This window comes from Pseudomonas sp. 2FG (genome assembly GCF_005502935.1).
Classification (GTDB): Bacteria; Pseudomonadota; Gammaproteobacteria; order Pseudomonadales; family Pseudomonadaceae; genus Aquipseudomonas.
In genome coordinates this window covers 12493-38663 of sequence record NZ_SCMP01000002.1, presented here as the reverse complement: position 1 = coordinate 38663, position 26171 = coordinate 12493, and the positions used below count along the sequence as shown (strand labels likewise).

The 26171-nt window shown below is 63.1% G+C and carries 22 protein-coding genes; 17 read left to right on the top strand and 5 right to left on the bottom strand.

All coding sequences use genetic code 11. The features are described 5' to 3' along the window. Positions 1 to 113: 113 nt before the first annotated feature. From FFS13_RS02005 to FFS13_RS01985, 3 genes are all read right to left on the bottom strand, one after another. The gene (locus tag FFS13_RS02005; protein ID WP_137817456.1) at positions 114 to 701 is read right to left on the bottom strand and encodes an HNH endonuclease; all 588 of its coding nucleotides are present in this window, start codon (positions 699 to 701) and stop codon (positions 114 to 116) included. Continuing rightward, a complete protein-coding gene (locus tag FFS13_RS02000) occupies positions 698 to 1912 on the bottom strand; it encodes an AAA family ATPase (protein WP_137817455.1) in 1215 nt (404 codons plus the stop codon). Before FFS13_RS02000 ends, FFS13_RS02005 begins: the two co-directional genes overlap by 4 nt. 584 nt (positions 1913 to 2496) lie before the next feature. Beyond that, complete coding sequence (locus FFS13_RS01985; RefSeq protein ID WP_137817454.1) at positions 2497 to 3417, bottom strand: D-hexose-6-phosphate mutarotase; 921 nt, start codon at positions 3415 to 3417, stop codon at positions 2497 to 2499. A 251-nt stretch (positions 3418 to 3668) separates the two neighbouring features. Between FFS13_RS01985 and FFS13_RS01980 the strand changes: the two genes are divergently transcribed. From FFS13_RS01980 to FFS13_RS01965, 4 genes are read left to right on the top strand one after another with little or no spacing between them, the layout of a single operon-like run. Then, entirely contained in the window at positions 3669 to 4820 is a 1152-nt protein-coding gene (locus tag FFS13_RS01980) for an efflux RND transporter periplasmic adaptor subunit (RefSeq protein ID WP_137817453.1), read from the top strand. Continuing rightward, entirely contained in the window at positions 4817 to 5503 is a 687-nt protein-coding gene (locus FFS13_RS01975; protein ID WP_137817452.1) for an ABC transporter ATP-binding protein, read from the top strand. The genes FFS13_RS01980 and FFS13_RS01975 overlap by 4 nt, the downstream gene beginning before the upstream one ends. Beyond that, positions 5503 to 6714: an ABC transporter permease gene (locus FFS13_RS01970; RefSeq protein ID WP_137817451.1), complete on the top strand. Its 1212-nt coding sequence runs from the start codon at positions 5503 to 5505 to the stop codon at positions 6712 to 6714. Before FFS13_RS01975 ends, FFS13_RS01970 begins: the two co-directional genes overlap by 1 nt. Continuing rightward, positions 6714 to 7910, top strand: coding sequence for an ABC transporter permease (locus tag FFS13_RS01965; RefSeq protein ID WP_137817450.1), 1197 nt, complete (start codon positions 6714 to 6716; stop codon positions 7908 to 7910). Before FFS13_RS01970 ends, FFS13_RS01965 begins: the two co-directional genes overlap by 1 nt. Positions 7911 to 8030: 120 nt before the next feature. On the opposite strand, the gene FFS13_RS01960 is transcribed toward FFS13_RS01965, so the two are convergent. Then, positions 8031 to 8432 (bottom strand): acyl-CoA thioesterase, encoded by a 402-nt coding sequence (locus FFS13_RS01960; protein WP_119953150.1) that lies wholly within the window; start codon positions 8430 to 8432, stop codon positions 8031 to 8033. Positions 8433 to 8708: 276 nt separating this feature from the next. Between FFS13_RS01960 and FFS13_RS01955 the strand changes: the two genes are divergently transcribed. The 11 genes from FFS13_RS01955 (at position 8709) to argE (ending at position 22012) form a co-directional block, all read left to right on the top strand. After that, positions 8709 to 9998, top strand: a complete 1290-nt coding sequence (locus tag FFS13_RS01955) for an MFS transporter (RefSeq protein WP_137817449.1) — start codon at positions 8709 to 8711, stop codon at positions 9996 to 9998. 166 nt (positions 9999 to 10164) lie between these two features. Beyond that, positions 10165 to 11130 carry a phosphate ABC transporter substrate-binding protein PstS family protein gene (locus FFS13_RS01950; RefSeq protein WP_137817448.1) on the top strand — a complete coding sequence of 322 codons (966 nt, stop codon included), beginning with the start codon at positions 10165 to 10167 and terminating at the stop codon, positions 11128 to 11130. A gap of 424 nt (positions 11131 to 11554) precedes the next feature. Then, entirely contained in the window at positions 11555 to 13588 is a 2034-nt protein-coding gene (locus tag FFS13_RS01945) for an ABC transporter permease subunit (RefSeq protein ID WP_171006407.1), read from the top strand. Positions 13589 to 13602: 14 nt separating this feature from the next. Then, complete coding sequence (gene pstA / locus FFS13_RS01940; RefSeq protein WP_137817446.1) at positions 13603 to 15273, top strand: phosphate ABC transporter permease PstA; 1671 nt, start codon at positions 13603 to 13605, stop codon at positions 15271 to 15273. A gap of 75 nt (positions 15274 to 15348) precedes the next feature. Further along, a complete protein-coding gene (gene pstB, locus FFS13_RS01935) occupies positions 15349 to 16182 on the top strand; it encodes a phosphate ABC transporter ATP-binding protein PstB (RefSeq protein WP_137817445.1) in 834 nt (277 codons plus the stop codon). Between the two features lie 86 nt (positions 16183 to 16268). After that, positions 16269 to 17009, top strand: coding sequence for a phosphate signaling complex protein PhoU (gene phoU / locus FFS13_RS01930; protein ID WP_137817444.1), 741 nt, complete (start codon positions 16269 to 16271; stop codon positions 17007 to 17009). A 188-nt stretch (positions 17010 to 17197) separates the two neighbouring features. Then, complete coding sequence (locus tag FFS13_RS01925; protein ID WP_137817443.1) at positions 17198 to 18094, top strand: peptidoglycan DD-metalloendopeptidase family protein; 897 nt, start codon at positions 17198 to 17200, stop codon at positions 18092 to 18094. A 276-nt stretch (positions 18095 to 18370) separates the two neighbouring features. Further along, positions 18371 to 19690 carry an NAD(P)/FAD-dependent oxidoreductase gene (locus FFS13_RS01920; RefSeq protein ID WP_137817442.1) on the top strand — a complete coding sequence of 440 codons (1320 nt, stop codon included), beginning with the start codon at positions 18371 to 18373 and terminating at the stop codon, positions 19688 to 19690. Positions 19691 to 19762: 72 nt separating this feature from the next. Beyond that, positions 19763 to 20182 carry a RidA family protein gene (locus tag FFS13_RS01915; RefSeq protein WP_137817441.1) on the top strand — a complete coding sequence of 140 codons (420 nt, stop codon included), beginning with the start codon at positions 19763 to 19765 and terminating at the stop codon, positions 20180 to 20182. Further along, positions 20179 to 20856 (top strand): DUF1028 domain-containing protein, encoded by a 678-nt coding sequence (locus tag FFS13_RS01910; protein ID WP_137817440.1) that lies wholly within the window; start codon positions 20179 to 20181, stop codon positions 20854 to 20856. The genes FFS13_RS01915 and FFS13_RS01910 overlap by 4 nt, the downstream gene beginning before the upstream one ends. Continuing rightward, complete coding sequence (gene argE, locus FFS13_RS01905; protein ID WP_137817439.1) at positions 20849 to 22012, top strand: acetylornithine deacetylase; 1164 nt, start codon at positions 20849 to 20851, stop codon at positions 22010 to 22012. Before FFS13_RS01910 ends, argE begins: the two co-directional genes overlap by 8 nt. 2 nt (positions 22013 to 22014) lie before the next feature. Here argE and FFS13_RS01900 read toward each other — a convergent pair whose 3' ends face one another. Further along, positions 22015 to 22941 (bottom strand): LysR family transcriptional regulator, encoded by a 927-nt coding sequence (locus FFS13_RS01900; RefSeq protein ID WP_137817438.1) that lies wholly within the window; start codon positions 22939 to 22941, stop codon positions 22015 to 22017. Between the two features lie 258 nt (positions 22942 to 23199). On the opposite strand from FFS13_RS01900, the gene FFS13_RS01895 reads away from it, so the two are divergent. Continuing rightward, entirely contained in the window at positions 23200 to 24690 is a 1491-nt protein-coding gene (locus FFS13_RS01895; protein ID WP_137817437.1) for an aldehyde dehydrogenase, read from the top strand. Between the two features lie 23 nt (positions 24691 to 24713). Further along, positions 24714 to 26096 (top strand): aspartate aminotransferase family protein, encoded by a 1383-nt coding sequence (locus FFS13_RS01890; RefSeq protein ID WP_137817436.1) that lies wholly within the window; start codon positions 24714 to 24716, stop codon positions 26094 to 26096. Positions 26097 to 26171 lie beyond the last annotated feature (75 nt).

The following is a 26171-nucleotide window of genomic DNA, read 5'->3' as shown; positions in this document are numbered from 1 at the left end:
CGTTGACGGACGGTGGGCCAAAGCATCTAACGTTTAGATTAAGGGGCGGCGGCACGCCGTCCCAGAGAGCGGAGCGAACGACTTGAACCGCTTGTTAGGTGTGGCCATCTCGATCACGTAATCACTTCTTGCGCACGTAAGGCGAACTTAACTGCTAAGGAATACTCCTTGTTCGAAGCAGCCTCTTGAGCGAGACTCCTGAGAGCAGCTTCTTTTAAGCTCTGATTCTGAGTCCTAAAGCAAGCGTTAATCGCTCGTAGAAGTCCTTCTATACGATCCTTCCGTTGCTCAATAAGCTCAGCTCTGTTTAAGGCGACATCTGTAATTGTCAGTTCCCCTCGCTCAGAACCATTGCGAGGGAATACAATCCAGCCATGAAAAGTTAAATGCTCTTCGGGGTCATCAGAATACGGATCGATATAAGGGGTCTTTTCATCATATTTGTCATGTTTCTTCCCATTGCATATGGCGCACGAATAGCCGAGGTTGGTCCACGTGTATTCTAAATGCGGATACTTGCCGTGTGCCTTTGGCTTAATGTGCTCGACATGCGCATGATCAATATGCGAAATCTTGCTTTCGCAATACATACACTTTTCGTGCGCAGACACTTTGAGCGCCTTTTTGTTCTCGGGAACTTTATAGTTCCCAGCTGCAAGTTCTTTGGGCTTTGGGCACGCGGGGCGAAATAATCTAATCATTTCCAGTCCCTTGAAAGTTTCACAATGGCATCAGGAAAGTAATCGCCTAGCCCGCAAGCAGAGAGCTCTGACCGAATATTTGCAAATTGCGTTTCAGGATTCTGGATGTGCTTGTGTTTAACAAGAACCCTATCGAGTTCAGCTTCAGCCCATATCGGCATTGTCACAGGAACGCCAAGTACATCATTTAGTACTTGCGATGCAGTCTTTGCTTTGTTGATTAAATCAAGCTCTTGGCTAATAACGCGCTTATTATCGTCATATGTAAATGCATAGACCTTTGACTCGCGAGCAGAGCCAACAACAAGTGGGCTATGTGTAGAAACAATAAATTGAACATTTGGAAACGCACTTGCAAGATCTGGAAGAATCCGCCTCTGCATTGATGGGTGCAGGTGATTCTCAATTTCATCAATTAGCACAACCAAGGAGCCAGACTCATCTCGTTGACAGTTATAGATCTGCCACGCCAGATCTATAACTGCGCTAACACCGCCAGACACCGCATCCAGCATGAAATCGCCGGAGTCTGTTTCCAGAATTACCTCATATGATCTAATTGCAATTTTTCTGAAGCCTATAGTGTCTGGAAGAACTTTCTTTAAAACAGACTCGAAGCCAATGAAGTGTTCATGTAGTTCTTTGTCTGCGGCAATAAACTCGTTTCCAGACCCACCAATAGCCCAGCTAAGCAAGGTTTCTTTTATGAAGAAATTTGATGATTGAGAATGACCATTGTTGTGCCTTTGTAGTGAGCTTTGCATCACCAAGCTGTAGGCATCATGCTTAGTCCGCTTTTGAGTTGATATATGAGGGACCTGCTGGTATGAATATATAGGGCGATGCGAAGGAATATTTATTCCGGGAAAACTGATTTGGTTTGTGATCTGAACATGATATTGGGGGCCGTCTTGCTGTGGGATTAGGAGGTCAGACTTTCCTTTGTCGTGCGTGATTTCACCAATCTTTAAATCGGTTACATCTTTCCTGCCAAATAGCCTACTTAGCCATTGAAATTTTCCAGTTTCCTTGTTTTTGGTCGGAGTCGCCAACTCAACCTTTGCCCAACCAAAGTGACGCCCAAGCAAACTTAGAACTGTCGTTTTGCCCGAGCCGTTCGCTCCAGTCAAAATTGTAACTGATGGATGAAAATGGATGCTTACCTCTTCAAACTGCTTCCATGAGTCAATAGTAAGTGATTTGAACTTCATTTTTTCTCCAAAAAATCCAGAAGACTTGCGAGTCGCACCTAACAAGCTTCGAGGTGAGCGACAGTGCTGCGCAGCAGCAGTGTTCGCTCTAGTGAGTAGTTAGCCGACGATTTGCACATGCCCGCGCAGCGGGCAGGTAAATGTTCAAAGCGCTCAAGGCGGAGAAAAACCGAGAAATGGCTATCCCTGGCGAAGCGCAACAGCGATGTTCGCCTTAACGCAGTTAAGCGACAACGAAGTTGTGCTTCGCTAACTAGCATATTTTTCGCTTTTTGGTCACCTTGATTCCGCGACATTTACGTGTCCTTACGCCGATGTTCCATATCGTTGGCTAACTACTATTAGGCGACATGCCATGTCGCGTTTTTTGTCGCGACGGCATGTCGTATAACGTTCCTTGTCGTCCTGTAAGTCCTTGTCTAGCTTAGCGGTGGTCGCGGCAAGCGCGACATCACTCAGGGAGAAACGCGACATGGATGACGGCAAGCCCAGATTGCTGGATCAATTGCGCCAGCAGACTCGACCCAGAAACTATTCCATTCGTATCGAGTATGTCTATGCGCAGTGGGTAAAGGCCGTAATTATCAGTGGCTCAACGGCTCCGCCCACAACGTCACCGCCATGCTCTGTTGTTCGCCGGGGGCGAGTAGCAGGACATCGTCCAGCACATTCGCGGTCTCGATGCAGAGCATGCCTTGCCAGGCGTCAGCGGCGAATTGGCTGAGGCGCTGGGCTTTGTCGCTCCATGGGTTCCACAGCACGGCCGAGCGCGAGCCGCTGGTGTGCAGTTGAATCCGTCGCTGCCAGCCAGGGTCGAGGATGCTGAGTTGGGTCGGGGTATTCAGGTAGATGCGATCCGTCTCGCCGCGAAACTGCAGGGCGCCGCTCTGCTGGCAGGGCAGCCAGCTTTCGAGTGTTTCGATGTAGTGGCTGCCGGCTAAGCCTTCGACGCTGGCTTGGCGGATGTCGCTGACGGCGAAGTAGGTGTGCAGCGCCTGGCACAGGGCGACCGGGGTGTCGCCCAGGTTGTGGCTGGTCAGGCTTAGGCTCAGGCGGTCGTCGAGGCGGATGCTCAGTTGCAGTTCGACCGCATGCGGCCAGCCCGGCAGGCTGTGATGCGCAGGGCTAAAGGTGAAGTCCAGGCGCACGGCGGAATCTTCGGTGTCGATGCCGAGCAACTCCCAGTCCAGCCCGCGCACTGGACCGTGGGCCGGCACGCCGATTCTGCCGCCTTGGTGCATCGCCTGGACGCTGTGCGGGTTGCGCGCCAGGTCGCCAAACCAGGGCCAGCACACCGGCACTCCGCCGCGCACCGATTGGCCCTTCTTGTAGGCCGCTTGTTCGCTGAGCCAGATCAGTGGCGGCTCGCCATGCCGTTGGTAACTCAGCACCTGCGCGCCTTGCTGCGCCACCAGTAGCTCCGCCTGCGCGGTGCGGACCCGCCAGCAGACCAGCTCGTCCAGCTCCACGCGCTCGACTTGTGGGGTGGTTGTTTCACTGTTCATGGCAGGGCTCCGCAGGATGGCTATGGGGAAAGCGTGACACAGTTTCCGGAGATATTCCGACGCCGTAGCGCCGCCGCGACAAGGAATTTTGTTGAGTTGGCAACGCTGAGCGATAGCAGTTGCGAGAGAAAATAAATCTCATTCGTCATTAATCTGACGCTCGTCCGAAAATAGTCAGATAAATGGCGTTTTGCGTTGAGCTTTTGCCCCGCTGACCTAGGCTCAAGCCGTGTGGGGAGGAGGTGCAGTCCATGCGCAAATTACTGATTGGCTCGTCGATACTGGCCTGTCTGGTGGTGTTGGGCGGCTGGTTGACTCGTCCCCAACCCTTGCCGGTCAGGCTGTTGGAGGTAGAGCGTGGGCCGGTGGAAACGCTGGTGGCCAATACCCGCGCGGGTACGCTGAAGTCCTGTCGACGCTCGCACCTGTCCTTCAATGTCGGCGGCCAGGTTGCCGAGTTGCTGATCGGCGAGGGCCAGCGGGTCCAGCCCGGTCAGGTGCTGATGCGCTTGCGCCAGGACGAACAGCAGGCCCGGCTGCAGGAGGCCGAGGCGCGGCTGGAGGCCCAAGGCAACGCCCGCGAACAGCGCTGCCAGCAGGCGCGTCTGGACCAGCGCGACCTCGATCGCCTGCGCCACCTGGCTGACCGCAAGCTGGTTGCCGCCGATCGCCTCGATCAGGCCGAAACCAGGGCTCACTTGGCAAAGTTGATCTGCAGCGCCAGCGCTGTGCTGATCCGCGAGGCCGACGCCAGCTTGCAGTTGCAACGCTCGCTGCTGGATCAGGCGACCCTGCGGGCGCCCTTCGCCGGCATAGTCGCAGAGATCAACGGCGAACTCGGCGAGTTCGTCACCCCTTCGCCGCCGGGTATTCCCACGCCGCCGGCGGTCGATCTGATCGATGACAGCTGCCTGTATGTAGAGGCGCCGATCGATGAGGTGGACGCTGCGCGGGTCCGCCCCGGAACCGCCGTACGGATCAGCCTGGATGCCTTCCGTGGCCAGTATTTCGCCGGTCGTGTCAGCCGCATCGCGCCCTATGTGCGGGACCTGGAGAAGCAGGCGCGCACCGTCGATGTCGAGGTGCGCTTCGACCAGCCGCCGGCCGACCTGGCCCTGCTCACCGGTTATAGCGCCGATGTCGAGATCCTCCTGGAGCAGCGCGCAGATGCTCTGCGCATTCCCACCGAGACGCTGCTGGAGGGGCAGCGCGTGCTGCGCTATGACCCGAGCGCACGGGTGCTGCGCGAGGTGGCAGTGCAAACCGGGCTGAGCAACTGGCGCTGGAGCGAGGTGCTCGCAGGGCTGGACGAGGGCGCGCGGATCGTTGCCAGCCTCGATCAGGAAGGGCTCAAGGATGCCGTGGCAGTGATCCCGGAGGATGCTGCGGAGCCCGAGCAATGATCCGCCTGCGCGGCGGCAGTCGCAGTTTCCAATTGGGCGAGCAGCAGGTGATGGGGCTGGATGGCTTGGATCTGGACGTCGCCGCCGGTGACTATATGGCGGTGATGGGGCCGTCGGGTTCGGGCAAGTCGACCCTGCTGAATATCCTCGGTTTGCTCGATGCGCCGAGTGCCGGCGAGTACTGGCTGCAGGACGAGGCCACGGCGACGCTGAGCGAGGCGCGGCGCGCCCAGTTGCGCAGCCGACTGATCGGCTTCGTGTTCCAGTCCTACCATTTGATCGCGCGGCTGACGGTGCTGGAAAACATCGAGCTGCCGATGGTGCTCGCCGGCATCGACGCGGCGCAGCGGCGCAAGCGCAGCGGCGAATTGGTGGCGCGCCTGGGGCTGGGCGAGCGCATTGCCCACCGCCCGGCCGAACTGTCCGGGGGCCAGCGCCAGCGAGTCGCCATCGCCCGGGCGATGGTCATGCGACCGGCGCTGCTGCTGGCCGACGAGCCTACCGGCAATCTCGACAGCCATGCCGGCGCCGAGGTCTTCAGCCTGCTCGAAGAGCTCAATGCCGAAGGGCTGACCCTGATCGTGGTGACTCACGACGACAGCCTGGGCGCCCGTGCGCAGCGCCAGTTGCACATGCGCGATGGGCAGATCGTCAGTGCTTCGCCGCCGCGGGCGCCGGCCTGATGCGCGCCGCCGATACCCTGGGCTTCTGGCTCGGCGCCTTGCGTGGGCACCGCTCGCGCAGCCTGATGCTGCTCCTGGCCATCGCTATCGGGGTGGTGGCGGTCAATCTGCTTACCGGTCTTGGCGCGGGGGCGCGGGCCTTCGTCCTCAACGAGTTCTCGCTGCTCGGGCGCGACATCCTGATCGTGTTCCCGGGCCGCAAGGAAACCACTGGGCGCATGCCGCCGCTCACCGGCCTGACACCGCACGAGTTGACCCTGCAGGACGTTCAGGCCATCGCCCGGCTGCCGGGCATCCGCCGGGTCGCGCCGCTGCAGGCCGGGCAGATGGAGGTGGTCGTCGGCAACCGCAACCGTGAGGTGCTGACCCTGGGCACCAGCCGGGAGTTCTTCGCCATTCGCCAACTGTGGGTCGTCCAGGGCCAGCCCCTGCCGGTGCTGGACCCGGAGCAGGCCGAGGCCGTCTGCGTGATCGGCGGCAAACTCAGGCGCGAGCTATTCGGTGCGCGACCGGCCCTGGGTGAATGGTTGCGTGCCGGCGACCGGCGCTTCCGGGTGGTCGGTATCCTCGGTGAGCGGGGTGAATCCCTGGGAATGGATTTCGCCGAAATGCTGATCATCCCGGTGGCCAGCGCCCAGGCCTTGTTCAACCGCGAGGGGTTGTTGCGGGTGTTCGTCGAGGTCCATGGGCCGAGCTTTCTGGACCGCAGCAAGCGGCTGATACTCGCCGCGCTCAAGGAGCGCCACGAGGGTAAGGAGGACATCACCCTGATCAGCCAGGACAGCCTGCTCGCCGCCTTCGACGAGATCCTCGCGGTGCTGACCCTGGCGGTGGCCGGGATTGCCGCGATCAGCCTGCTGGTGGCGGGCATCCTGATCATGAACGTGACCTGGATCGCGGTGAGCCAGCGCAGCGCCGAGATCGGCCTGCTCAAGGCCATCGGCGTCACGGCGGCGCAGCTGCGCCTGCTGTTTCTCGGCGAGGCGGCGCTGCTCGCCCTGACGGGGGCGCTGGCGGGGCTGCTGCTGGCCGAAACGGTGCTCTGGCTCGGGCGCCTGGCATTCGAGCTGCCGCTGTATGCACCCTGGTGGGCGCGGGCGAGCGCGCTGTTGCTGGCGCTCGGCACGGCACTGCTGTTCGCCTGGCTGCCGGCCGCGCGGGCCGCGGCGCTGGAGCCGGTGGCGGCGCTACGCCCGCCGGGAGCGCACTGATGCGTTGGCAAGATGGTTTGCGGCTGACCGGCACGGCGCTGACCAGCCGGCCTTTGCGCAGCCTGCTGACCTTGCTTGGGGTGGCGATCGGGATTGCTGCCGTGGCGCTGCTCACGGCCATCGGCGAAGGGGTGCGCGGCTATGTGCTGGAGAATTTCTCGCAGTTCGGTACGCGGATCATCACCGTGCGCCCGGGCAAGACGCAGACCAGCGGCCTCGGTGGCCTGCTCGGCAGCGTGCGGCCGCTGACCATCGGTGATGCCGACGCACTGCGGCGCCTGCCGCATGTCGAGGCGGCGGTGCCGATCATTCAGGGCAGCGGCGATGTCCAGTTCGGTCAACTGAGCCGGCGCAGCGACATTCTCGGTGGCGGTCATCAGCTGCCGCAGGCCTGGCGCATGCAGCTGAGCCTGGGCGAGTTCCTGCCCGCGGCCCGTGACGGTCGTTCGCCGCCCTATGTGGTGCTCGGCCACAAGCTGCGCGTGGAGCTGTTCGGTTCACGCAACCCGCTGGGAGAGCTGATCCGCGTCGGTGGAGTACGTTTCCGGGTGATCGGCGTGATGGAGGAGAAGGGCCAGCTGCTCGGCTTCAACCTCGACGATATCGCCTATATCCCGGTGGATTGGGCCGAAAGCCTGTTCAACCGAACCGGGGTGGTCAAGATCCATCTGGTGTTCGGCGCCGGCACCACGTCGCGGGCGTTGAGCCGGCAGCTTCGCCAGGTGCTCGGCGAACGGCACGGCGAGGAGGACTTCAGCCTGAGCACCCAGGACGACATGCTGCGCAGCTTCAACCGTGTCCTCGGCACTCTGACCCTGGCCATCGGTGCCTTGGGGGGGATTTCCCTGTTGGTCGGCGCCGTCGGCATTCTCACCATCATGACCACCACTGTGGGCGAGCGCACGGCGGAAATCGGTCTGTTGCGGGCGATCGGCGCCAGCCCGCGGCAGGTACTCGGGTTGTTTCTCGCCGAGGCGACGCTGCTGTCCCTGGCCGGTGGTCTGCTTGGTTTGTTGTTGATGGGCCTGCTGCTCGGGCTGCTGCACCTGGCCATGCCGAGCCTGCCCTTGTCGCTGCAGCCGCAGTTCCTGCTGCTGGCGCTGCTGCTGGCGGCGGCGATCGGCATTCTCGCCGGCCTGGCGCCGGCACTCCGGGCAGCGCGCTTGCATCCGGTGGCGGCTCTGCGCAGTGAGTAGCGGCCCGGCCAATAAGCCTGACGGGCTAGCTGCAGGCCGCGCGGTGGATGGGGAATAGCAAAAACACCGACGCTGTGGCCGGTGCTTCTTATTGCGCGCTGATCGGCGCCGGGCGGGGTTTCAGCGGCGCGGTGGCACCGGGCGGGTGCGGCCGCTGCCGTCGATGGCGACGAAGACGAACACCGCTTCGGTGACCTTGCGCCATTCGCTGGACAGTGGATCGTCGCTCCACACCTCGACCAGCATCTGGATCGAGCTGCGGCCGATCTCCAGGGTCTGGCTATAGAAGGACAATTGCGCGCCTACAGCCACGGGTACCAGAAAGGCCATGCGGTCGATGGCGACGGTGGAGACCCGGCCCCCGGCGACCTTGCTGGCCATGGCCGTCCCGGCGAGATCCATCTGCGAGACCAGCCAGCCGCCATAAATGTCGCCGAAGCCGTTGGTTTCGCGCGGTAACGCGGTGATTTGCAGGGCCAGGTCGCCCTGGGGGGTGGGGTCTTCTTGTTCGAGTTCGATCATGCCTAGGGTGCCTCTGACCCATAACTCTTATTTAGTGGCGCGTGGTGGTCGGGCGACTTCGCAACCCGGCCGCTCTGGTTGAGCTTGTGGCCTGGCGAGCGGCTAATAACGGGCAGTATATCGGGCGTTGCGTCGGGCGACGACCGCCCGGTTCTAGAATTGACCGGTCAGATGTCAGAGGCTGTGTCGGTTCGCGGCAATTTGTTATCGTTCCGCACCTGCCGGGCGGGCCTGCCGCATCGCCGGCTGCTGTCTGCCTTTGAGAAGCCTACCGCCATGTCATCTGTGTCCACTAGCGCTGTGCTGCCGCCATCTTCGCTGACCCGCAGCGACTACAAGACCCTGTCGTTGTCCGCCTTGGGCGGCGCGCTGGAGTTCTACGACTTCATCATCTTCGTGTTCTTCGCCGCCGTCGTCGGCAAACTGTTCTTCCCCGCCGAAATGCCTGAGTGGCTGCGGCAGCTGCAGACCTTCGGGATTTTTGCCGCCGGTTACCTGGCGCGCCCGCTCGGCGGCATTGTGATGGCGCATTTCGGCGATCTGCTGGGGCGCAAGAAGATGTTCACCTTGAGCATCTTTATGATGGCGGTGCCGACGCTGCTGATGGGCCTGCTGCCAACCTACGGGCAGATCGGCATCTGGGCGCCGCTCATGCTGTTGCTGCTGCGGGTGATTCAGGGCGCGGCGATTGGCGGTGAAGTGCCCGGCGCCTGGGTGTTCGTCGCCGAGCACGTGCCGGCGCGGCATGTCGGCTACGCCTGCGGCACCCTGACTTCGGGGCTGACCGCCGGTATCTTGCTGGGCTCGCTGGTGGCGACGCTGATCAACAGCCTCTATAGCGCAGAGGAGGTGTTGGCCTATGGCTGGCGGATTCCATTCTTGCTCGGCGGCGTGTTCGGGCTGTTCGCCGTCTATCTGCGCCGCTGGCTGCACGAGACGCCGGTGTTCGCCGAGTTGCAACAGCGCAAGGCGCTGGCCGCGGAAGTGCCGCTGAAGACCGTGGTGCGCGAGCACCGCGGCGCGATCCTGTTGTCGATGCTGCTGACCTGGGTGCTGTCGGCCGGGATCATAGTGGTGATCCTGATGACCCCGACCCTGTTGCAGACCCTGTACGGCTTCGACGCCGCCACCGCACTGCAGGCCAATAGCCTGGCCATCGTCTGCCTCGGCGTGGGTTGCGTCGCGGCGGGCGCCCTGGCCGACCGTTTCGGCGCCGGGCGGGTCTTTATGCTCGGCAGCCTGTTGCTGCTGGCGAGTTCCTGGACCTTCTATACCCGCCTCGGCGCGCATCCGGACTGGCTGCTCCCGCTCTATGGGCTGACCGGTTTGTGTGTCGGCATGATCGGCGCGGTGCCCTATGTGATGGTTAACGCCTTCCCGGCGGTGGTGCGCTTTTCCGGCTTGTCGTTCTCCTACAACCTGGCTTACGCCCTCTTCGGTGGGTTGACGCCGGTGCTGGTGACCCTGCTGCTCAAGGCCGACCCCCTGGCCCCGGCCTATTACGTTGCCGCGCTGTGCGGGCTGGGGTTGTTGATTGGCCTGTATCTCGTGCGCAAGGTGCGCTGAACAGGCTGTCAAACCCAGAATTTACCGACCAAAGGCCCGCCAATTGCGGGTCTTATTTTTATGCCGGCCTTTAATCTAATTGTCACATTCGGTTCATAGAGTGTTCATACGGCCTACAGATACTTGGGCCCGATCCATCACACCCCTATCCTGCTAGGAGTAAGGCATGAAACTGAAGCGTTTGATGGCGGCCCTGACTTTTGTCGCCGCTGGCGTCGCCACCGCAAGCGCGGTTGCCGCTGTTGACCCGGCTATTCCGGCCTACACCAAGACCACCGGCGTTTCCGGCAACCTGTCCAGCGTCGGCTCCGACACCCTGGCTAACCTGATGACTCTGTGGGCCGAGGAGTACAAGCGTCTGTACCCGAACGTCAACATCCAGATCCAGGCTGCTGGCTCCTCCACCGCACCGCCGGCGCTGACCGAGGGCACCGCCAACCTGGGCCCGATGAGCCGCAAGATGAAGGACGTCGAGTTGCAGGCGTTCGAAGAGAAGTACGGCTACAAGCCGACTGCCGTCCCGGTTGCGGTCGACGCCCTGGCCGTGTTCGTGCACAAGGACAACCCGATCAAGAGCCTGGACATGGCCCAGGTGGACGGCATCTTCTCCGCCACCCGCCTGTGTGGCGGCGGCAACGTCAAGACCTGGGGCGACCTGGGTCTGACCGGCGACCTGGCGAAGAAGCCGGTTCAGCTGTTCGGGCGTAACTCGGTATCCGGCACCTATGGCTACTTCAAAGAAGAGGCCCTGTGCAAAGGCGACTTCAAGGGCAACGTCAACGAGCAGCCGGGTTCCGCCTCGGTGGTGCAGTCGATCAGCCAGTCGTTGAACGGCATCGGCTACTCCGGCATCGGCTACAAGACCGCCAGCGTCAAGGCCGTCGCGCTGTCGAAGAAAGGCGGCGAAGCCTATGAGGCCACCGAAGAGAACGCCCTGAACGGCAAGTACCCGTTGTCGCGCTTCCTGTTCGTTTACGTCAACAAGGCACCGAACAAGCCGCTGGCTCCGCTGGAAGCCGAGTTCGTGAAGTTGGTGCTGTCGCAAGCCGGTCAGCAAGTCGTGGTCAAAGACGGCTACATCCCGGTGCCGGCCAAAGTGGTTGAGAAGACGCTGAAAGAACTGGGTCTGTAATATGCCCAGGTGCGGAGGCGGCTTACCGGCTGCCTCGGCATGAATCTCAAGCGAGGTTGGGTGACCCCTGGCCTCGCATTGCGCAGGCCCGCTACTAGTGTTACTGGTCGGCGGGTTTTTTGCGTCACTGCGTTGTCATGTTTCTGTCATACAGAGCCGCTAGGGTGTGCGCATGAACGATTTGGCCAACTCCACCATGACTGCTAATCCCCCTCCGGTGCGGATTGATTTCAATACGCCCGAACTCAAGCGCAAGCGCCGCCTGCGTGCGCTTAAAGATCGCCTGACCCGTTGGTACGTGCTGATCGGCGGCCTCGCCGTGCTCGGCGCGATCACGCTGATTTTCTTCTACCTCGCTTTGGTGGTGCTGCCACTGTTCCAGGGTGCCGAGCTGACGGCCAAGAAAGTGCAGAGCCCAGCCTGGTTGCAGGACGCCGGCAAGCCGCTGCTGCTCACCATCGAAGAGCAAAACCAGGTCGCCATGCGGGTGTCCGCCAAGGGCGAGGTGCTGTTCTTTGCCGCGAAAACCGGTGCAGAACTCAAACGCGTCAGCTTGCCGCTACCGGCCGGTAGCCAAGTGGTCTCGCTGGGCCAGGACCAGCCAGGCACTAACTTGGTCGTGCTGGGCTTGTCGAATGGTCAGGCATTGGCGTTCAAGCACGTTTACAAAGTGACCTACCCGGACAACCAGAAAACCATCAGTCCGCAGATCGATTACCCCTACGGCCAGGCGCCGCTGAGCCTGGACCCGCAGGGCCGGGCGCTGGAGCATGTCAGCCTCGGCGTGAATGACGACACCCTGTTGTTGGTCGGCTCCACCGGTACTGAACTGCACCTGCTGTCGCTGGTGCAGGAAGAGAACATGCTCACCGGCGAGACCACGCTGGCGGAAGAACGCATCGTCCTGCCGCAGATCGCCGAGCCGATCAAGGCGCTGTACATCGACCCGCGTCAGCAGTGGCTGTATGTCCTCAATGGCCGGGCGCAGGCGGATGTCTACAGCCTGCAGCAGCGTTCGTTGAACGGCCGCTACAAGCTGTTGGACGATGCCGACACCGAAGTCACCGCCAGCACTCAGTTGCTCGGTGGCATTTCGTTGATCATCGGTAACTCCAAAGGCGGCATCGCCCAGTGGTTCATGGCCCGTGATCCGGATGGCGAGCCGCGTTTCAAGCACATTCGCGACTTCCAGCAGGGCACTGCGCCGATCATCCAGATCAATGCCGAAGAACGCCGCAAAGGCTTCGTCGCGCTGGACGCCAGCGGCAAGCTGGGGGTGTTCCACAGCACCGCCCAGCGCACCTTGTTGATCGAGCCGGTCGTCGACGGCGCTGGCATGTTGGCCCTGTCGCCACGGGCCAACCGGGTGTTGGTCGAGGCCGGCAACAGCTTGCACCCGCTGACCTTGAGCAACCCGCACCCGGAAGTCTCCTTCAGTGCGCTGTGGGGCAAGGTCTGGTACGAGAGTTACGACGAACCCAAGTACATCTGGCAATCGACGGCCGCCAACACCGAGTTCGAGCCCAAGCTGAGCTTGGCGCCGCTGACCTACGGCACGCTTAAAGCGGCCTTCTACGCCATGCTCCTGGCCGCACCGCTGGCGATTGCCGCGGCGATCTACACCGCCTATTTCATGGCGCCGCGCATGCGCCGTAAGGTCAAGCCGGTGATCGAGCTGATGGAAGCGATGCCGACGGTGATTCTCGGCTTCTTCGCCGGCCTGTTCCTGGCGCCCTATGTCGAAGGCCATCTGCCGGGGATCTTCAGCCTGCTGTTGCTGACCCCCATCGGCATATTGCTGGCCGGTTGGCTGTGGAGTCGGCTGCCGGAGTCGATCCGCCTGCGAGTCCCTGAAGGTTGGGAAGCCTTGACCCTGATTCCGGTGGTGCTGCTGGTCGGCGCGCTGGCGCTGGGCATGAGCCCGCACATGGAAAACTGGTTCTTCGCCGGCGACATGCGCCTGTGGATTTCCAATGACCTGGGCATCACCTATGACCAGCGCAACGCCCTGATCGTCGGCCTGGCGATGGGTTTTGCGGTGATCCCGAACATCTATTCGATTGCCGAAGACGCCGTGTTCAGTGTGCCGCGCAGCCTGACCCTGGGCTCCCTGGCGCTCGGTGCGACGCCGTGGCAGACCATGACGCGAGTGGTGATCCTGACCGCCAGCCCGGGGATCTTCTCGGCCTTGATGATCGGCATGGGCCGCGCCGTCGGCGAGACCATGATAGTGCTGATGGCCACCGGCAACACCCCGGTCATGGAGATGAACCTGTTCGAAGGCATGCGCACCCTGGCCGCGAACGTGGCGGTGGAAATGCCCGAGTCCGAAGTAGGCGGCAGCCATTACCGCGTGCTGTTCCTCTCCGCGCTGGTGTTGCTGATGTTCACCTTCGTGATGAACACCCTGGCCGAACTGATCCGTCAGCGCCTGCGCAAGAAATACGCAGCGCTCTAAGAAGGTAGAACTCCGTGAAACAGAATTCTCTAAAAAACTGGATCAAGAGCGGTTCACCGGGTGTCTGGCTGAGCGGTGGTGCGGTATCGATCGCGGTGATCATGACCCTGGGCTTGTTGCTGGTGATCGCCGTGCGCGGCCTCGGCCATTTCTGGCCGGCGGACCTGCTGCAGGCGCGTTATGAAGTGCCGGGGCAGGCGGTGCATAGCCTGATCGGCGAGCTGGTGCAGGCCGAAGAAGTACCGCGCGCCCGCCTGCAAGGGGCCGGCCTGCCGGTGCCGGAGCAGGGCCCGGAGTTCATGACCCGCGAGCTGATCAAGGTCGGCAACCGCGATCTGTACGGCAGCGACTTCACCTGGGTGGTCGGCGAGTGGCTGGTGGGGCAGACCCAGCCGGCCGAGCTGATGACCCTGGAGCGCCGCGAGTGGGGCAACTTCTACGGCTACCTGGTCAGCGTCAAGGAACAGGGCAAGGTCATTGCCGAAGGCGAGGCCGGCTGGCCGACGCTGCAGGAGCGCATTGCCCGCGTCGTCGGTCTGGCCAAGGAACTCAGTCAGCTCGAGAAGAAAGACATCGGCGCGATCAACCATGAGCTCGAACGCCTGCGGCTGAAGAGCCGCAAGCTGGAGCTCGATGGCAAGTTGGATGCGGCTGCGCAGGCCGATATTGCCGCAGAGGTCGCCGAATTCGATGCGCAATACAAGGCGCTGGAAGGCAAGCTGCTCGAGTTGCACCAGGCGGTCGATCGCGACAGCATCGTGGTCCGAGAGGCCGATGGCAAAGAGCTGGAAATCAGCCTGGGCAAGATCGTTCACGCCTACCAGCCGAACGCCATGGGGGTGTTCACCAAGCTCGGCATGTACTTCGGCAAGCTGTGGGAGTTCCTCAGCGACGACCCGCGTGAAGCCAACACCGAAGGCGGCATCTTCCCGGCGATTTTCGGCACCGTGATGATGACCCTGATCATGGCGGTGATGGTCACCCCGTTCGGCGTGCTGGCGGCGGTCTACCTGCGTGAATATGCGCGCCAGGGCCCGCTGACCCGGGTGATCCGCATCGCGGTAAACAACCTCGCCGGGGTGCCGGCGATCGTCTACGGCGTGTTCGGCCTGGGCTTCTTCGTCTATGTGCTGGGCGGCTCGATCGATCAGCTGTTCTTCCCGGAAGCCTTGCCGGCGCCGACCTTCGGTACTCCGGGGCTGCTGTGGGCCTCGCTGACCCTGGCGATTCTCGCCGTACCGGTGGTGATAGTCGCCACCGAAGAAGGTCTGGCGCGGATTCCGCGGGCGGTGCGCGAAGGCTCCCTGGCGCTCGGTGCAACCAAGGCCGAGACCCTGTGGAAGGTGGTGCTGCCGATGGCCAGCCCGGCGATGATGACCGGCATGATCCTGGCCGTGGCACGTGCCGCCGGTGAAGTCGCACCCTTGATGCTGGTCGGGGTGGTCAAGCTGGCGCCGTCGTTGCCGGTGGATGGCAACTACCCGTACCTGCACCTGGATCAGAAGATCATGCACCTGGGTTTCCATATCTACGACGTCGGCTTCCAGAGCCCCAACGTCGAGGCCGCGCGGCCGTTGGTGTACGCCACCGCGCTGTTGCTGGTGCTGGTGATCGCCGGGCTGAACCTGTCGGCCGTGGCCATCCGTAACCACCTGCGCGAGAAGTACAAGGCGCTGGATCACTGATTGCTTTAAGCCCCCTCTCGCCACTGGCGAGAGGGGATGGCTCAACGAACGAATTGTTAGCGTATGGAGTTTCCCATGCAGCATGAAGCCCAGCCCCACGGCATCAACATCTCTGCCCTCGGCCGTGACAAACAGAATCTGCAACTGGCCGAAGAAGCCGTGACCCTGGAAGTGCCTGGCTTGAGCCTGTTCTACGGCGACAAGCAGGCGCTCTACGACGTCAAGATGAATATCCCCAAGCAGCGCGTCACCGCCTTTATCGGCCCGTCCGGTTGCGGCAAGTCGACCCTGCTGCGCTGCTTCAACCGCATGAACGACCTGGTCGACGGCTGCCGGGTGGACGGCGCGATCAATCTGGATGGCAGCAACATCTATCGCAAAGGCGAGGATGTGGCCGAACTGCGTCGGCGCGTCGGCATGGTGTTCCAGAAGCCCAACCCGTTCCCCAAGAGCATCTACGAGAACGTCGCCTACGGCCTGCGCATCCAGGGCATCAACCAGAAGCGCGTGCTCGATGAAGCGGTCGAGTGGGCCCTCAAAGGCGGGGCGCTGTGGGACGAGGTCAAAGACCGCCTGCACGAGTCGGCGCTCGGCCTCTCCGGTGGTCAGCAGCAACGTCTGGTGATCGCCCGCACCATCGCCGTCTCGCCGGAAGTGCTGCTGCTGGACGAACCCTGCTCGGCGCTCGACCCGATCTCGACGCTGAAAGTCGAAGAGCTGATCTACGAGCTGAAATCCAAGTACACCATCGTCATCGTCACCCACAACATGCAGCAGGCGGCGCGGGTTTCCGATTACACGGCGTTTATGTACATGGGCAAACTGATCGAGTTCGGTGATACCGATACGCTGTTCACCAACCCGGCGAAGAAGCAGACCGAGGACTACATCACAGGTCGCTACGGCTAGTAGCGCCGATTCTGTAGGGTGCGCTGTGCGCACCATTGAATCGGTGCGCACGGCGCACCCTACTTGAAGCTTTCGCGGAGCGGAAAATGATCAGCAAAGACAGCCTTACTCATCACATCTCCCAGCAGTTCAACGCCGAGCTGGAAGAAGTGCGCAGTCACCTCCTGGCCATGGGCGGCCTGGTGGAGAAGCAGGTCAACGACGCGGTGACCGCGCTGATCGACGCCGACTCCGGGCTGGCCCAGCAGGTGCGCGAGGTCGATGACCAGATCAACCAGATGGAGCGCAACATAGACGAAGAATGCATCCGCATCCTCGCCCGCCGTCAGCCGGCGGCATCCGACCTGCGCCTGATCATCAGCATCTCCAAGTCGGTGATCGACCTCGAGCGCATCGGCGACGAAGCGACCAAGATCGCCAAGCGCGCCATCCTCCTGTGCGAGGAAGGCGAAGCGCCGCGTGGCTACGTCGAGGTGCGGCATATCGGCGAGCAGGTGCGCAAGATGGTTCAGGAAGCGCTGGATGCCTTCGCCCGCTTCGATGCCGACCTGGCGCTGTCGGTGGCGCAGTACGACAAGACCGTCGACCGCGAGTACAAGACCGCCCTGCGCGAGTTGGTGACCTACATGATGGAAGACCCGCGGGCGATTTCCCGCGTGCTTAACATCATCTGGGCCCTGCGTTCGCTGGAGCGCATCGGTGACCACGCCCGCAATATCGCCGAACTGGTGATCTACCTGGTGCGCGGCACCGACGTGCGCCACCTGGGCCTGGCGCGGATGAAGGAAGAAGTGCAGGGCAGCGCCGATAAAACCGAAGGCCACTGAGTCCTCGCGTTCCAGCCTTGGGCGCGGTTACGCCGTCCGGCACAGGGCCGGGCGGCGCTGTCCTGAGCACTTGACGGGTTGCACCCAGCCTCTGCGCGCTTCGTCACAGCCCGACCGCCGGTAGCTCGCCTGCGGCCAGGCGCGCTGCTAGTCTTGCTGGCACCCATAATCATAAGAACTCTGCAGTTATGCTAGGGCGCCTCTTCCTTCTCTGTGGTCTGCTCGCCGCGGCCAATCCGGCTGCGGCCTTGACCATCTACAAATACACCGATGCCAATGGCGTGGTCACCTACACCGACAAGGCCGCGGCCGGCGCGCAAGTGTTCGTCTTTCGCGAGCGGATGGTCGAGCGTCTGGATCTGCAGGTGAAGCTGGAAACCAAGAAGCACGCGGCCGGCGAAACCTTGCTGGTGCGCAATGACCTGTATGCGCCAGTTGAGGTGGAGCTGAGGTTGTCGGGTGTGGAAAACGCCGCGGGCGCCCCGGACGAGCCAATCCGTTGGGTGCTACCGGCGCGTAGCAAGATTCGCCTGGCGACGCTGGCCCCACGCGATCCGAACAAGCCACTGCGCTACACGCCAAAACTGCGTACAGCCCTTGGCGATCCGCGTTTGCAACCGTTGCTCTACGACTATCCATTGCCCTGGCGAGGTGGGCCGTTTCGTATGACCCAAGGGGCGAATGGCAAGTACAGCCACTTCACCCCGAAGGGCCGTTACGCCATCGACATCGCCATGCCGGAAGGCACGCCCATAGTCTCGGCGCGGGCGGGGGTGGTGGTGAAAACCGAGAACGCTCAACACGGCCGTGGCAACAACCCTTCCGGCAACTACGTGCGCATCCTGCATGACGACGGCACCATGGGCGTCTACCTGCACCTGATGCGCGGCTCGGTGCTGGTCGGCGAAGGTCAGCGCGTCGACCTCGGCACACCACTGGCGCGCTCCGGCAATACCGGCAACAGCAGCGGCCCGCACCTGCACTTCGTGGTGCAGCGCAACGTCGGCCTGGCGCTGGAGTCGATTCCCTTCGACTTCGCGCAGCCGGTCAACAGCCTGCCGAACTTCGCTGTCGGCGGCGAATAAACACTTTCGTCGACAACGCGCTGACGGTGACGCCGATTCTGCGAGCGCTGCCGTCTTCGCGAAATTATCTAATGTGTCGCGCCTGAAGCTAAAAAACCTATAGCCAAAGCCTCCTGCCATGCGGGCTCCGCGCTTTCCGTGCGGGCAGCTTTTTCCTAGCCAGCGAGTACAAAAATCATAATTTCGCGAATCCCTGGCTCCGAACAGAATGCGGCCAACACCCACAGATAGCCGCAGCAGTAGCACAACAATGTTCGGAGTCAGAGGAGGCAAGCCATGACCGACCTGAATCAAACCGCCTTGCAGAAGTACACAGGCGTGACAGTTGAAACAACAGAAATCGACACGCTTGTGGTTGGCGCCGGTCAGGCCGGCGTGGCCATCAGCGAACACCTGAGCAAACTCGGGGTGCCCCACCTGGTCCTGGAGCGCAATCGGATCGCCGAAGCCTGGCGCACGGGACGCTGGGATTCGCTGGTGGCCAATGGCCCGGCCTGGCACGATCGTTTTCCGGGTCTGGCGTTCGACGATCTCGAGCCCGACGCCTTTGCCCCGAAAGAGCGGGTTGCGGCTTATTTCGAGGCCTATGCCAAGAAATTCAAAGCGCCCATCCGCACCGGTGTGGAAGTGAAGAAGGTGGTGCGCAATGCCGACCGGCCGGGCTTCACCATCGAAACCTCCGAGGGCGTGATCCTGGCCAACCGCGTGGTCTCCGCCACCGGGCCGTTCCAGCGTCCGATCATCCCGCCGGTCGCGCCGAAAGATGACAAGCTCACCCAGATCCACTCGGCCCAGTATCGCAATCCGCAGCAGCTGCCCGAGGGGGCCGTGCTGGTGGTGGGCGCCGGGTCCTCGGGGGTGCAGATCGCCGACGAGCTGCAGCGTGCCGGCAGGAAGGTCTACCTCTCGGTCGGGCCGCACGACCGTCCGCCGCGCGCCTATCGCAACCGTGACTTCTGCTGGTGGCTGGGCGTGCTCGGCGAATGGGATGCGGAAGCCGCCCAGCCGGGCAAGGAGCATGTCACCATCGCCGTCAGCGGCGCCCGTGGCGGCCATACGGTCGACTTCCGCGGCCTGGCCCATCAGGGCATGACGCTGGTCGGCTTGACCAAGTCCTTCGACGACGGCGTGGTGACCTTCCAGGCGGACCTGGCCGACAATCTGGCGCGCGGTGACGAGAACTATCTGGCGCTGCTGGATGCGGCCGATGCCTATATCGCCCGCAATGGTCTCGACCTGCCGGAGGAGCCCGAAGCCCGCCATAGCTTCCCGGATCCGGACTGCGTGACCCAGCCGGTTCTCGAGCTGGATCTGGCCGAGGCCGGCATCAGCTCGATCGTCTGGGCCACCGGCTATGCGGTCGATTTCAGCTGGCTGCAGGTCGACGCCTTCGACGCCAAGGGCAAGCCGCAGCATCAGCGCGGCGTGTCGAGCGAGCCCGGAGTCTATTTCCTGGGCCTGCCGTGGCTGTCGCGCCGTGGCTCCACCTTTATCTGGGGCGTTTGGCACGATGCCAAGCACATTGCCGGCCATATCGCCACGCAGCGCACCTACCTCGCCTATCGCGATGCCGCGCAACGCCAGGCAGAAGACTGAGCGCAAGAAGAGTCCCGCTGGCACATGCCCCGATGTGCCAGCTCAAACAGTCAGATTAATGGAAGCACGTTGATGCCTACTCATACCCGTATCCGCATGTTCAACACCAAGGACACCTATCCGAACCAGAGCCTCGACAACGACCTGTGCCAGGCCGTGCGTGCCGGTAACACCGTGTACGTGCGCGGCCAGATCGGCACCGATTTCGAGGGCAACCTGGTCGGCCTGGGCGACCCGCGTGCCCAGGCCGAGCAGGCCATGAAGAACGTCAAGCAACTGCTGGAAGAGGCCGGCAGCGACCTGTCGCACATCGTCAAGACCACCACCTACCTGATCGACCCGCGCTACCGCGAGCCGGTCTACCAGGAAGTCGGCAAGTGGCTGAAGGGCGTGTTCCCCATCTCCACCGGCCTGGTGATCAGCGGCCTCGGCCAGCCGCAGTGGTTGATGGAGATCGACGTGATCGCGGTGATCCCCGAGGAGGACGCATGACCTTTTCCATCGTCGGTCGTTGCGCCGAGACCGGTCAGCTCGGCATCGCGATCAGCTCGTCGAGCATTGCCGTCGGCGCCCGCTGCCCTTGGCTGCGCGCCGGAGTCGGCGCGGTGGCGACGCAGAACATCACCCTGCCGGCCCTCGGCCCGGAAATTCTCGACCTGCTGGAGGCCGGCGAAAGCGCCGGCGCAGCGCTGGACAAAGCGCTGACGCGGCACGGCTTCAGCCAGTATCGGCAGGTCGCGGTGATCGATCGGCACGGCGCCACGGCGCTGTTCACCGGCAGCGAAGCGCTCGGTGTGCATAACGCCCTGGCCGGCGAGCAGTGCGTGGCCGCCGGCAACCTGTTGGCCAATCAGGCGGTGATCGCGGCGATGGTGACGGCCTTCGAGGGCGGCGCGGGCGAAGCCTTGGCGGATCGCCTGCTCGCTGCCATGCAGGCGGCGATGGCGGCCGGTGGCGAAGCCGGGCCGGTGCATTCGGCGGCGCTGTCGGTGGTCGGCGACCTGCTCTGGCCAATAGTCGACCTGCGGGTGGACTGGGTCGAGGAAGACCCGATAGGCCGGCTCGGGCAGCTTTGGGAGGCTTACCGGCCGCAGATGCAGGATTACGTCACCCGTGCGCTGGACCCGACCCAGGCGCCGAGCTACGGCGTGCCTGGCGATGAGTGAGTCGCGCAGCCGTGAACTGCTGGAACGGCTGATCGCCTTCAACACCGTCAGCCGCGAATCCAATCTGGCGCTGATCGAATTTATCCGCGACTACCTCGCGGGTCTGGGTGTGGTCAGCGAACTGTTGTTCAACGCAGAAAAAACCAAGGCCAATCTGTACGCCACGATTGGACCTACGGATCGCGGCGGGATTGCCTTGTCCGGGCACACCGACGTGGTGCCGGTGGATGGCCAGGCCTGGACGGTCGATCCGTTCAAGTTGAGCGAGCGGGACGGCCGCCTCTATGGTCGCGGCACGGCGGATATGAAGGGCTACCTGGCCTGCGTGCTGGCGGCGGTGCCGCGCTTGCTCGCGCGGCCGCTGCGCCTGCCGGTGCATCTGGCGTTCTCCTATGACGAGGAGGTCGGCTGCCTCGGCGTGCGTTCGCTGCTGGAGGCACTGGAGCGGCGCGCGCACCAGCCGATCGCCTGCATCATCGGCGAGCCGACCGAGATGCGCCCGGTGCTCGGGCACAAGGGCAAGCTCGCCATGCGCTGCTGTGTGCAGGGCGCTGCCTGCCATTCGGCCTATGCGCCGCAGGGGGTGAATGCCATCGAGTACGCCGCTCGGCTGATCGGCCGGCTCGGCCAGATCGGCGCCGAGCTGGCCCGGCCGGCCTTGCACGACCCGCGCTTCGATCCGCCCTACTCGACGGTGCAGACCGGCGTGATCGGCGGTGGTCGGGCGCTGAACATAGTCCCCGCCGAATGCCAGTTCGACTTCGAGGTGCGTGCCCTGCCGGACTTCGATGCGCAACAGGTCGCCGAGCAACTGCAGGATTACGCCACGACCGAACTGCTGCCGCAGATGCAGGAAGTGCAGGCCGATACCCGCATCAGCTTTGAGCCCTTGAGTGCCTACCCTGGCTTGGCCACCGAGCCGCACAGCTTCGCTGCGGAGTTGATTGCACTGCTCAGCGGTTCGCGCGAGTTCGGCACCGTGGCCTTCGGAACCGAAGGTGGACTGTTCGCTCAGGCGGGTATTCCAACTGTGGTCTGCGGCCCTGGCAGCATGGAGCAGGGGCACAAGCCGGACGAGTTTGTCAGCCTCGCCCAGCTGCGCGAGTGCGACGCGCTGCTGGAGCGGTTGGCGGACTGGTTGCAGCAAGCCGGCTGATTTCAGCCGGTTGGTTCGGCTTCCTTGGCCGGCGCCAACTGCTCCTTGCAGTAGTCGACGAACAGTTGCGCCGGCTTGGTCAGCGGCGCGCGTTTCAGCCAGGCGGCCACCAGCCCGGAGGTGGTTACCGGCTCTTCAATCTCCAGCATCACCACCTTCTGCCCGTCGTAGGTGCATTCCGCGTGCGGGCGGGTGACCAGCACCGAGAAGCCGAAACCTTGGCCGACCATGCCGCGGACCATCTCGATCGAGGGCGAGCTGAAGGCGATATGCGGGCTCAGGCCGAGCTCTTCGAACAGGCTGACGAAGTAGGTGCGGCTCGGTTGCACGTCGAGCAGGATCAGCGGTTCCAGCGCCAGGTCGCGCAGCGACACCTGCGCCTGGAGGCTGAAACGGTGGCCAGCCGGCAGCAGCGCGTAGGGGCGCTGTGGCGGCATCAGCGGTTCGGTTTCGATGGTCGAGTCGAGGTCGTGCTGGTAGAGGATTGCCAGGTCGAAACGCCCGGCGGTCAGACCCTGTACCAGCTCCTGCTGCTCCCCATCGCGCAGGCGGATTTCCACTCCGGGATAGAGCGCGTTGAAGCCGGCGATCAGCCGTGGCAGGTAGAGCGGCGCGACGGTCTCGAAGCAGCCGATGTCGATCTGTCCGGCGACCACATCGAGGTCGGCCAGGGCGTTCTGCTCGAACTCCTTGGCCATGCGCAGCAGTTCCTGGGCCTTGCGGTAGAAGCGCGCGCCACCCGGGGTCAGCGACACGCCCTGGGCATGGTGGCGGATGAGCAACTGCAGGCCGAAACTCTCTTCCAGTCCCTTGATCGCGGTGGAGATCGACGGCTGGGCGATATACAGCTTGCGCGAGGCCTCGGCCACGCTGCCGCACTCGACTGTGGTGACGAAATACTTCAGTTGCCGTAGGGAATAGGAAGCCACAAGCAAGACCTCTCCGACGGCGCATCGACCTCGGGCGGGGCCATGCTCGTCTCGTTGTTCTGGGGGGGCGGCGGGTGCCGGACCGCACTGCACAATAACCCAGCACGGCGCACTTTGTTGGGGCGGGGCTAACGAGCTTTTTCGTATACCCCGAACACATATTTAATAATTTTCCTAAGGCGCGCCTTCGGCCACCATCAACCGCATCCAAAACCACCATGACCGGCCATAACCGGTCGCAGGCTAGGGAGCTCAAGGGTGTTCGAACTCAATGATTGGCAACAACGTGCGCGTAGCCAGCGCTTCATCGACCGGGCCCTGATCGGCGGCCGGCAGGTCGCCGCCGAGTCTGGTGCGACCTTCGCGGCGATTAACCCGGCCACCAACCAACTGCTGGCGAATGTCGCCGCCTGCGGCGCCGTTGAGGTCGACTCCGCCGTGCGGGTCGCGCGTCAGGCTTTCGACAGCGGCCCCTGGGCGCGGATGGCGCCGGGGGAGCGCAAGCGCGTGCTGCTGCGCCTGGCCGAGTTGATCCTGGCCAACCGCGAGGAGCTGGCCCTGCTCGACTCGCTGAACATGGGCAAGCCGGTGATGGATGCTTACAACATCGACGTGCCGGGCGCCGCCGGGGTGTTTCGCTGGTATGCGGAAAGCCTCGACAAACTCTACGACCAAGTCGCCCCCAGCGCGCCAAACGTCCTGGCCACCATCACCCGCGTGCCGCTCGGGGTGGTCGCGGCGGTGGTGCCGTGGAATTTTCCGCTGGATATGGCGGCCTGGAAGCTCGCCCCGGCCTTGGCCGCCGGCAACTCGGTGGTCCTCAAGCCAGCCGAGCAGTCGCCGTTTTCCGCCCTGCGCCTGGCCGAACTGGCGCTGGAGGCGGGGCTGCCGGAGGGCGTGCTGAGCGTGCTGCCGGGCCTCGGCGAGAGTGCCGGCAAGGCGCTCGGCCTGCACCCGGATGTCGACTGCCTGGTGTTCACCGGCTCGACCCAGGTGGGCAAATACTTCATGCAGTACTCGGCGCAGTCCAACCTTAAACAGGTCTGGCTGGAGTGCGGCGGTAAGAGCCCGAGCCTGATCTTCGGCGATTGCCAGGACCTCGACCTGGCGGCGGAGAAGGCCGCCTTTGCGATTTTCTTCAATCAGGGCGAAGTCTGTTCGGCCAACTCGCGGCTGCTGGTGCAGCGCTCGATCCACGACGAGTTCGTCGAGCGCCTGATCGTCAAGGCGCGCCACTGGCAGCCGGGTGACCCCCTGAATCCACAGAGCCGCGCCGGTGCCATGGTCGACGCCCGGCAGGCCGATAGCGTGATGGGCTTCATCGACAGCGCCCGCGCCAGTGCTGCGACCTTGGTCTGCGGTGGCCGGCGCCTGAGCTTCAACGGCTCAAACAACTTTATCGAGCCGACCATCTTCACTGGCGTACGGGCCGAGATGCCCCTGGCCCGTGAAGAGGTGTTCGGCCCGGTGCTGGCGGTGACCGCCTTCGACGACGAAGACCAGGCCGTGCGCCTGGCCAACGACAGTGTCTACGGCCTGGCCGCCTCGCTGTGGAGCGACGACCTCAACCGCGCCCATCGCGTGGCCAGGCGCCTGAACGCCGGCACGGTTTCGGTCAATACGGTGGACGCTCTGGATGTGACTGTGCCCTTCGGTGGCGGCAAGCAGTCCGGCTTCGGCCGCGATCTGTCGCTGCACTCATTTGATAAATACACCCAGCTGAAGACCACCTGGTTTCAGCTGCGCTAAGCGTAGAAATTGGAGACTTGGCTATGACTGCCCCAATCAAAACCCAACGCGAAACCCGTGACTACCAGGCATTGGACGCCGCCCACCACATCCACGCGTTTCTCGACCAGAAGGCGCTGAACGCCGAAGGCCCGCGGGTGATGGTCAAAGGTGAGCGCCTGCACCTGTGGGACAACGACGGCCAGCGTTATCTGGACGGCATGTCCGGCCTCTGGTGCACCAACCTCGGTTATGGCCGTAGCGACCTGACTGCCGCGGCAACTCGCCAGCTGGAACAGCTGCCGTACTACAACATGTTCTTCCACACCACCCACCCGGCGGTGATCGAGCTGTCCGAGCTGTTGTTCAGTCTGTTGCCCGGTCACTACAGCCACGCGATCTACACCAACTCCGGTTCCGAAGCCAACGAGGCGCTGATCCGCACCGTGCGCCGCTACTGGCAGATTCTCGGCCAGCCGCAGAAGAAGGTCATGATCGGCCGCTGGAACGGTTACCACGGCTCGACTCTGGCCGCGACCGCGCTCGGCGGGATGAAGTTCATGCACGAGATGGGCGGCCTGATCCCCGACGTCGCGCACATCGACGAACCCTACTGGTACGGCCACGAGGGCGACCTGACGCCGGCCGAATTCGGCCTGCGGGCGGCCCGTCAGCTGGAAGAGAAGATCCTCGAACTGGGCGCGGAGAACGTCGCCGGCTTCATCGCCGAGCCGTTCCAGGGCGCCGGCGGCATGATCTTCCCGCCGGAAAGCTACTGGCCGGAGATCCAGCGCATCTGCCGCCAGTACGACGTGCTGCTGTGCGCCGATGAGGTGATCGGCGGTTTCGGCCGCACCGGCGAATGGTTCGCCCACGAGTATTTCGGCTTCGAGCCGGACACCCTGTCGATCGCCAAGGGCCTGACCTCCGGTTACATCCCGATGGGCGGGCTGATCCTGTCCAAGCGCATGGCCGAGGTGCTGGTCGAGCAGGGCGGCGTGTTCGCCCACGGCCTGACCTACTCCGGCCACCCGGTGGCCGCGGCAGTGGCCACCGCCAACCTCAAGGCGCTGCGCGACGAGGGCGTGGTCACTCGGGTCAAGCAGGAGACCGGTCCGTACCTGCAGAACTGCCTGCGTGAAGTGTTCGGCCAGCACCCGTTGGTCGGCGAAATCCAGGGCGCCGGGATGGTCGCCGCCCTGCAGTTCGCCGAGGACAAGGCCACGCGCAAGCGCTTCGCCAACGAGGCGGACATCACCTGGCGCTGCCGCACCCATGGCTTCGAAGAAGGCCTGATCATCCGCGCCACCCTCGGCCGGATGATCATGGCGCCGGCCCTGGTGGCCAGTCACAGCGAACTCGATGAACTGATCGAGAAGACCAAGCGCGCGGTGGACCGCACCGCGCAGGAGCTGGGGCGGCTGTAAGAGCCTGTTTACGATCGTCGCGAGCGAAGGTCAGGCAAGGAAAAAATGGCTGAGGACGCGGAGTTTACGAGTTGT

Bases quoted from the DNA above. Each gene is read 5' to 3' on its own strand.
- FFS13_RS02005 (WP_137817456.1), bottom strand. From the start codon at position 701: ATGATTAGATTATTTCGCCCCGCGTGCCCAAAGCCCAAAGAACTTGCA.
- FFS13_RS02000 (WP_137817455.1), bottom strand. From the start codon at position 1,912: ATGAAGTTCAAATCACTTACTATTGACTCATGGAAGCAGTTTGAAGAG.
- FFS13_RS01985 (WP_137817454.1), bottom strand. From the start codon at position 3,417: ATGAACAGTGAAACAACCACCCCACAAGTCGAGCGCGTGGAGCTGGAC.
- FFS13_RS01980 (WP_137817453.1), top strand. From the start codon at position 3,669: ATGCGCAAATTACTGATTGGCTCGTCGATACTGGCCTGTCTGGTGGTG.
- FFS13_RS01975 (WP_137817452.1), top strand. From the start codon at position 4,817: ATGATCCGCCTGCGCGGCGGCAGTCGCAGTTTCCAATTGGGCGAGCAG.
- FFS13_RS01970 (WP_137817451.1), top strand. From the start codon at position 5,503: ATGCGCGCCGCCGATACCCTGGGCTTCTGGCTCGGCGCCTTGCGTGGG.
- FFS13_RS01965 (WP_137817450.1), top strand. From the start codon at position 6,714: ATGCGTTGGCAAGATGGTTTGCGGCTGACCGGCACGGCGCTGACCAGC.
- FFS13_RS01960 (WP_119953150.1), bottom strand. From the start codon at position 8,432: ATGATCGAACTCGAACAAGAAGACCCCACCCCCCAGGGCGACCTGGCC.
- FFS13_RS01955 (WP_137817449.1), top strand. From the start codon at position 8,709: ATGTCATCTGTGTCCACTAGCGCTGTGCTGCCGCCATCTTCGCTGACC.
- FFS13_RS01950 (WP_137817448.1), top strand. From the start codon at position 10,165: ATGAAACTGAAGCGTTTGATGGCGGCCCTGACTTTTGTCGCCGCTGGC.
- pstB (WP_137817445.1), top strand. From the start codon at position 15,349: ATGCAGCATGAAGCCCAGCCCCACGGCATCAACATCTCTGCCCTCGGC.
- phoU (WP_137817444.1), top strand. From the start codon at position 16,269: ATGATCAGCAAAGACAGCCTTACTCATCACATCTCCCAGCAGTTCAAC.
- FFS13_RS01925 (WP_137817443.1), top strand. From the start codon at position 17,198: ATGCTAGGGCGCCTCTTCCTTCTCTGTGGTCTGCTCGCCGCGGCCAAT.
- FFS13_RS01920 (WP_137817442.1), top strand. From the start codon at position 18,371: ATGACCGACCTGAATCAAACCGCCTTGCAGAAGTACACAGGCGTGACA.
- FFS13_RS01915 (WP_137817441.1), top strand. From the start codon at position 19,763: ATGCCTACTCATACCCGTATCCGCATGTTCAACACCAAGGACACCTAT.
- FFS13_RS01910 (WP_137817440.1), top strand. From the start codon at position 20,179: ATGACCTTTTCCATCGTCGGTCGTTGCGCCGAGACCGGTCAGCTCGGC.
- argE (WP_137817439.1), top strand. From the start codon at position 20,849: ATGAGTGAGTCGCGCAGCCGTGAACTGCTGGAACGGCTGATCGCCTTC.
- FFS13_RS01890 (WP_137817436.1), top strand. From the start codon at position 24,714: ATGACTGCCCCAATCAAAACCCAACGCGAAACCCGTGACTACCAGGCA.